Origin of the sequence: Actinomadura sp. NBRC 104425, assembly GCF_030269545.1 — a bacterium.
In the GTDB taxonomy this organism is placed as follows: domain Bacteria; phylum Actinomycetota; class Actinomycetes; order Streptosporangiales; family Streptosporangiaceae; genus Spirillospora; species Spirillospora keratinilytica.
The window spans coordinates 1-5,303 of sequence record NZ_BSTN01000063.1; the positions used below are offsets into that span (position 1 = coordinate 1).

2 protein-coding genes are annotated in these 5,303 nt (G+C 75.7%); both read right to left on the reverse strand.

Translation table 11 applies throughout. From position 1 onward, the window contains the following. Positions 1 to 3,631: non-ribosomal peptide synthetase (locus tag QSK22_RS32965; protein WP_285498417.1), on the reverse strand; the 3,631-nt coding region annotated here is incomplete at its 3' end. Then, a partial coding sequence (locus tag QSK22_RS32970) for a condensation domain-containing protein (RefSeq protein ID WP_285498418.1) occupies positions 3,628 to 5,303 on the reverse strand: 1,676 nt, incomplete at its 5' end. The genes QSK22_RS32970 and QSK22_RS32965, both read right to left, overlap by 4 nt.

The following is a 5,303-nucleotide window of genomic DNA, read 5'->3' on the forward strand; positions in this document are numbered from 1 at the left end:
CATACTGCACCGGCAGCTCCGCCCACCCCGGCGCACGCCCCTCCACCCGCGCCGCATACGCGCCGATCACATCGCGCGCCAGCGGCGCCATCGACCAGCCGTCACCCGCGATGTGGTGCAGCACCAGAAGCAGGACGCAGGTGTCGTCGTCCAGGGCGAACAGCCGGACGCGCAGCGGCGGTTCGACCGACAGGTCGAAGCCCTGCCCGGCGGCGTCGGCGAGGGCGGCGGGCAGGTGCGCCTCATCGGTCTCGACGACGGGGAGGCGGGGCCGCGCGACCGCCGGGTCGAGGATGTGCTGGCGCGGCGTGCCCGACGCGTCCGGGTAGACCGTCCGCAGCGGTTCATGCCGGGCCACCACGTCGCCGAGGGCGGCGCGCAGCGCGTCATGGTCGACGCGGCCGGTGAGCCGCAGCGCGACCGGGATGTTGTAGGTCGCCGAGCGGGCGCCCTCGAACCGGTTGAGGAACCACAGGCGCCGCTGCGCGTACGACAGCGGGATCACCTCGGGCCGGTCCCGGCGGACGAGCGGGGGCCGGACCCGTCCTTGCGCCTCGTCCAGCCGCCCGGCCAGCGCGGCCGCGGTCGGCGCCTCGAACAGGGCCCGCACGGGCAGTTCGACGCCGAGCGCGGACCGGACCCGCCCGGCCAGGCGGACGGCGGTCAGCGAGTCGCCGCCGAGCGCGAAGAAATCGTCGTCCGCGCCGACCCGGTCCAGCCCGAGGACCTCCGCGTACAGGTTGCAGAGAATCTCCTCGCGCGGGGTGCGGGGGGCGCGGCCAGTGCCGGTCTGCGCCGCGGGCGCGGGCAGCGCGGCGCGGTCCAGCTTGCCGTTGGGGGTCTGCGGCAGTTCGTCCAGCACCACCAGCACGGCGGGGACGGCGTGGTCGGGCAGCGAGCGGCCCGCGAAGCGGCGCAGCTCCGCCTCGTCGACGGCGGCGCCGGGGGCGGGCACGACGTAGCCGACGAGGCGGCCGTCGCGGACCGCGGCCGCGGCGTGCGCCACCGTCTCGTGCGCCGTCAGCACGGCCTCGACCTCGCCGAGTTCGATCCGGATCCCGCGGATCTTCACCTGCTGGTCGACGCGGCCCAGGTAGTCGAGCGTGCCGTCGTCGCGCCACCGCACGAGGTCCCCCGTGCGGTACATCCGCTCGCCGGGCCGGCCGTAGGGGCAGGCGACGAATCGTTCGGCGGTCAGCTCGGGCCGTCCCAGGTAGCCGCGGGCCAGGAGGGGGCCCGCGACGTAGAGCTCTCCGGGGATGCCGGGCGGCACCGGCCGCAGCGCGCCGTCCAGGACGTAGACGCGGGTGTTGCGGATCGGCGTGCCGATCGGCGGGGTCGGCCCGTCGGGCAGCGGCCCGCTCATCGTGGCGCACACGGTCGTCTCGGTGGGGCCGTAGGCGTTGACCATGCGGCGGTCGGCGGCCCAGCGGGCGACCAGGTCGGGCGGGCACGCCTCGCCCGCGACCAGCAGGGTGCGCAGCCCGTCGAGGTCCTGCGACGGCAGGGTGGCCAGGGCGGAGGGCGTGATGACGGCGTGGGTGACGGCCTTGTCGCGGATCAGGTCGCGCAGGCGTTCGCCGCCGTACACGTCCGGCGGGGCGACCACCATGGCGGCGCCGGAGCCGATCGCGGCCAGCCGTTCGAACACCGAGGCGTCGAAGCCGGGCGAGGCGAGCTGCAGGACGCGGGCGTCGGGTCCGACCGCCATGCCGTCGATCTGCGCGCGGGCCAGGCTCGCGATGCCCGCGTGGGTGACGACCACGCCCTTGGGGCGGCCGGTCGATCCGGAGGTGTAGATGACGTAGGCCGGGTGGTCCGGCCGCGGCGCCGCGCCGTCGCGGGGTGCGCCGGCGTCCTGGGCGTCGATCAGCGCGGCGGCGGCGGGGTCGTCCAGCAGCAGGAGCCGGTCGGTTGCGGGCAGCCGGTCGGCGTGCCGCGACGTGCTGACCGTCAGGATCGGGCGCGCGTCGCCGAGCATGTGGGCGATGCGTTCCGCCGGGTACTCGGGGTCCACGGGCAGGAACGCGGCCCCGGCCTTGCCCGCGGCGAGGGTCGCCGTGACCAGGTCGGCCGAGCGGGGCAGCGCCACCGCCACGATCCGCTCGGGTCCGGCGCCGCGGTCCACCAGCACGCGGGCGAGCCGGTTCGCCGCCGCGTCGAGCTCACCGTAGGTGAGGACGGTGTCCCCGTCGATGACGGCGGGGGCGTCGGGCCGCCGGGCCGCCTGCTCCTCGAACAGGCCGGTGATCGTGGCATCGGGGACGGCGTCCGCGGTGTCGTTCCAGGCGGTGAGGGTGCGGCGGCGTTCGTCCTCGGTGAGCAGGTCGGCGCGGCCGACGGGCCCGCCGGGGTCGGCGGCGAACGCCTCGATGAGCCGCCGCAGGCGGCCGAGCAGCCGGTCGGCGTCGCTGTCCCCGTACAGGTCGGGCCGGTGGTACAGGCGCAGGGTGAGCCGGGGGCCGGGCACGGCGGCCAGGGACAGCGGGTAGTGGGTGGCGTCGTGGGAGTCGACGCCGGCCACCCGCACGCCGTTGATCGCCGTGCCGGCGGCGGACGGGTCGTAGGGGTAGTTCTCCAGGACCGTGACGGTGTCGAAGACCGCTGCCTGCCCGGCCGCGCGCTGGATATCGGTGAGGCCGAGGTGGTGGTGGGCCAGCAGTTCGACCTGCTCGTCCTGGACGCGTTCGAGGACGTCGGCGAACGAGTCGCCCGGCCGGGCCCGCACCCGCACCGGCACGGTGTTGACGAACAGCCCGATCATGGACTCGACGTCCGGCAGCTCGGCGGGGCGCCCCGAGACGGCCGCGCCGAAGACCACGTCGTCGCGGCCGGTGAGGTGGGCGACGAGCAGGCCCCAGGCGCCCTGCAGCACGGTGCTCAGCGTGACGGCGTGCCTGCGCGCCAGCCGGGTGAGCTTCCTGGTCAGCGCCTCGTCCAGTTCGATTTCGGTGCGCCGCGGCATCGTCGCGGGGCGTCCGGCCGCCTCGGGCGCCACCAGGGTCGGCCCGTCGACTCCGGCGAGGGCGGCCTTCCAGGCGTCCGCGGCGGCGGCCCGGTCCTGCCGGGCGAGCCAGGCCAGGTAGTTCTTGTAGGGGGCGGGGCGCGGCAGGCCGGTGTCCCGCCCGCCCGCCGCGTACACCGCGAACAGCTCGGTGGCCAGCAGCGGCGTCGACCAGCCGTCCAGCAGGATGTGATGGTTGGTGAGGACGAGCCGGTGCCGCTGCGGCCCGAGCCGCAGCAGCACGAACCGCAGCAGCGGCGGGTCGGTCAGGTCGAACGGGCGGGACCGTTCGCGTTCGACGGCCGCGGCGGCCTCGGCGTCGGGGTCGGCGGCGCCGGCGAGGTCGAGTTCCTCCCAGGGCGTGTCGACGTGGCGGGGGATCACCTGGACCGGGCGGCTGAGGTCCTCGTGCCAGAACGCGGCGCGCAGGTTGGGATGGCGGCGCAGGAGGGTTTCCGCGGAGGCCCGCAGCACGGCCGCGTCCAGGGGGCCTTCCAGGTCGAGGACGAGCTGGGCGGTGTAGACGTCGGTGCCCGATGCCGTCCCGGCGTCGTGCAGCGCGTGGAAGAAGAACCCCTGCTGCAGCGGCGCCAGAGGCAGGATGTCCTCGATGTCGGACCGGGTCACTGCTGCTTCCTCCACGCGTCCTGGAGCTTGTCGATCTCCCCCTGGTCGAGGTCGACCAGCAGGTCGGAGGGGGTGAACCCGCCGGCGGCCGAGCCGGCGGCGACGTGGGCGGCCAGGCCGCGCAGCGCGGCGAACCACGCCTCGGCCAGTTCGCGCACGTCGTCCTCGGCGAGCAGGCCGTCCGGCCAGGTCCAGGTGGCGTTCAGTTCGGGGCCGCCGGGCAGGTCGCGGGTGACCGCGTTGATCTCCAGGGCGTGCGCCATCGGCATGCGCGGGTCCTCGCCCGAGGGCGTCTCCTCCGGCGCCAGGCTCCAGTCGGCGCCGTCGTCGCCGGGGGCGACGCGGCCCAGGTAGTTGAACGCCAGCTGCGCGGGCGGCAGGTCGGCCAGTTCTTCGGCGGCGGCCGGGTCGAGGTGGCGCAGCAGGCCGTAGCCGATGCCGTTGTCGGGGATCCCGCGGAGCTGCTCCTTGACCTTCTTCAACGCGGTGCCGAGCGCCGGGCCGCCCGCGCGGATCTCCCCCGGCTCCACCGCACCCGGGTCGAGCCGCACCGGGTGGATCGAGGTGAACCAGCCGACCGTCCGCGTGACGTCCGCACCCGGGACGACGTCCTCGCGGCCGTGCCCTTCGAGATCGACGAGGACGCTCGTGCCGCGTCCGCCGCGCCGCCGCCGGTACTGGACGGCGGCCAGCGCCAGCCCGGTGAGCAGCACGTCGCCCACGCGGCCGTGGAAGGCGGCGGGCACGTCGGTCAGCAGCGGCGCGGTGACGTCGGCGGGCAAGGTGAGCGTCAGCGACCGGGCGCGCGCCGCGATGTCCACGCGCGGGTCGAGTGCCCGGTCGGCGATGCGCTGGTCGGGACCGTCCACGATGTCGAGCCAGGTGTCCAGCTCGGCGGCGCGTTCGGGGTCGGACGCGGAGGCGGTGAGCCGCTGCGCCCAGCGCCGGAACGACGTTCCGACGGGTTCCACTTCGCCGCCCGCCCACGCGGTGACCAGGTCCGGCAGCAGGATGCGCCACGACACCCCGTCGACGACGAGGTGGTGCAGCATGACCAGGAGCCTGCCCTGCGCCGTGCCCGCGTCGAACCACACCAGCCGCGCGACCGCCCCGGTGCGCGGGTCGAGCCGGTCGCGGGCGGCGAGGGCATGCTCGGTGATGACGGCGGCGAGCTTGTCGGCGTCCAGCCCGGCCACGTCCACCCGGGTCACCTGGCCGGCGGCGCGCACGTCCCCGACGGGCCGGACCACGGGCCGCCACTCCCCGGCCCCGTCGCCGCTTTCGTCCACGTCGAGCCGGAGGCGGAGCATGTCGTGGTGGTCGAGGACCGTCTGCCACGCGGCCGTGAGCCTGTCCAGGCCCAGGTCTGCGGGGGTGCGCAGCAGCATGGACTGGTGGAACCCGGCCATCAGGGAGGCGTCGCCGCCCACCCGGTCACGCAGCCACGCCATGATCGGCGTGATCGGGACCGGCCCGGTGCCCGTCCCGGGCGGTTCGGCTTCGACGGCGTCGGCGTCGGCGAGGGGGCGGGCGACGGCGGCGAGTTCTTCGACGGTCTGGTGCTGGAACACCTCGCGCGGGGAGATCACCAACCCCGCTTGGCGGGCCCGCGACACCAGCTGGATCGCGATGATCGAGTCACCGCCCAAGTCGAAGAACCCGTCGTCGACGC